2 protein-coding genes are annotated in these 1,961 nt (G+C 63.5%); both read left to right on the top strand.

The genetic code is table 11. The annotated features are described in order from the left end of the window. The first annotated feature begins 1,014 nt into the window (after window positions 1-1,014). Window positions 1,015-1,356 (top strand): hypothetical protein, encoded by a 342-nt coding sequence (locus tag ACFW1A_RS40275; RefSeq protein WP_380418670.1) that lies wholly within the window; start codon window positions 1,015-1,017, stop codon window positions 1,354-1,356. Continuing rightward, on the top strand, window positions 1,353-1,727 hold the full coding sequence (locus ACFW1A_RS40270) for a hypothetical protein (RefSeq protein WP_380418668.1): 375 nt from the start codon (window positions 1,353-1,355) through the stop codon (window positions 1,725-1,727). Before ACFW1A_RS40275 ends, ACFW1A_RS40270 begins: the two co-directional genes overlap by 4 nt. Window positions 1,728-1,961: the final 234 nt, after the last annotated feature.

Genomic DNA, 1,961 nt, shown 5'->3' with positions numbered 1-1,961 from the left:
GCACAGCAGGACAGCCAGACGCCGGAGCACAGCAGGACGGCCGGGGCGCCACCCCGGACACCCAAAAGCCGGCCACCCGCCCCACCACAACGCCCCAGAAGCTGGCCAATCCCGAGCCAGAAACGCAAACAACGCAAAGCCACGGAGGGATTTGTAGCACGAGCAAATATCTACACTTTCGGTCCCCCGTTTAGTCAGCTTTCATCTCCCGAAATAACCTCGCCATTTCGGGGAGGTCAACTAGACAATTAGAGTGCCCATATGGCGGTGAGCAGAAAGACTGAAGGGATCGTTCGATAGGGCCGGGAGAGAGCAACGTTCAGCCATTGAATTTGAGGAGCACGGAAAGGGCCCCCTGGGGCCCGGTTCCGGCGGCAGCCGGAATTTCGTGATCGGCGGGGTAAGCGAAACCTCCCGCTTTGCCGAAAGTAGTAATTCTGGCTCAGCCCGGGTTGCGGAAGCGGCAGTTGGGGAACAGATGCCCCGCCGAGACCCTCAGGGGCCCGTCGAGCCTGAGGAGGGGCGCCCCGCAGCGAGAGCCGTGACCGGTCCTCAGAAGGACGGCGCCGCCGGCGCCTTGCGAGTCGCGCGGAGGGTTAGGGAGCCTTCCGGGCCGTAAGGACCGAGAATCAGAGCAGATTTGCATTTCCGCTGGTCAGAGCCCTGAACCTACGCACTGAGGGCACTATTAATACGCAGGCAGGGGCCACTCAATACGCAACCACAGGCTATTCACTGTTGCAGAGAGTAACAGTGAAGGCTGGGCGACACGCTGAGGTCGGTTGTTGCTGTGGGTAACAGTGATCTGCAAGGATCGGCCGACACACTGTTACTCAGAGGAAAGGCGCGGGCGATTCGATGGCGGCATCACCACCTTCTCCCCGGACTCGCACGCTCGTTGATCCAGAGACCGGGGAGCTCGTCGAGGCCACGGAGTGCTACGAGGGCCCCATCCCCTACAACTTCCGCGGGAAGCGCTACACGGCGGTCTGCGACCAACTGATGGTCCTGATCTTGAACAAGGACAACGGCCTCAAGCCCTCCGACCGGGACGTGCTCCGCCTGCACATCCACGGATCGGACGCCGACGGCGTCCTGCGCATGATCCAGGCCGCGATCGCGGACAAGCTGGGGCTCAAAGTGCGCACCGTGTCCGGTGCGATCACCCGGCTCAGGACAGCCGAACTGCTGATCAAGGCCGAGTCCCACGGACGCGTGGTCTACTACAGCGTGACGCCCCACCTGGCTTCGCGCCTTGGTGGTAGGGGCCAGAGAGAAGCAGTCAAGGGCGTGCGCTACCCGGTGCTGCCCGGCATGAAGGGCGAGGCTGCGGACGACGAGAGGAAGTCGGCATGAACGGCGAGTCGCGCGAGCTCTTCGACGCCGAGCCTGTCAGGCCGGCGATCCTGGAGAAGGTTCTGCTCCTGCCTCCACCCGAGATGAAGATCGTCCTGCACTTCCTCTCCGCCAAGAAGACCTCGGACGGCACCGTCTTCCAGACCGGCATGGCGATCGCTGAGAAGATCAAGATGAACCGCAGCCAGTACGCCCGGGAGATCAAGGACGTCGTTGCCGCGGGGTGGGTCGAGTTCTCCTGCAAGGAGCAGAACATCCCGTACTACCGCCTTGGCCCCACCGCCTCGGACGAGACCAACGGCCTGGAGGGCGGCTCCGCCGCGGTTGCGGAGAACGCCAAGATCCTCCCCTTCCGGCGCGAGGCTTCCTGATCCATCACCCCATCACGGCGGTGCGCAGCTAGGCGGCGCACCGCCGTTGCCTGTCCGCCGACGGCTAGTCCGGCGGCCAGCCTGGGCTGTTCTCTTCGGGGCGTGCGTATCACTGTGCCGGTGAGTAACAGTTCCTCTGACCTGGGGGAACGTACGTGGGTGGGTGCTTTGCCGTTGAGCCCGAGGAACAGGGTGCCGGCTCCGAGTGCGTATCACTGTTGCTGAGAATCACAG

The organism is Kitasatospora sp. NPDC058965, from assembly GCF_042741245.1.
Classification (GTDB): Bacteria; Actinomycetota; Actinomycetes; order Streptomycetales; family Streptomycetaceae; genus Kitasatospora.
The sequence above is the reverse complement of the archived record's forward strand: the minus strand, read 5'-3'. Positions and strand labels throughout refer to the sequence as shown.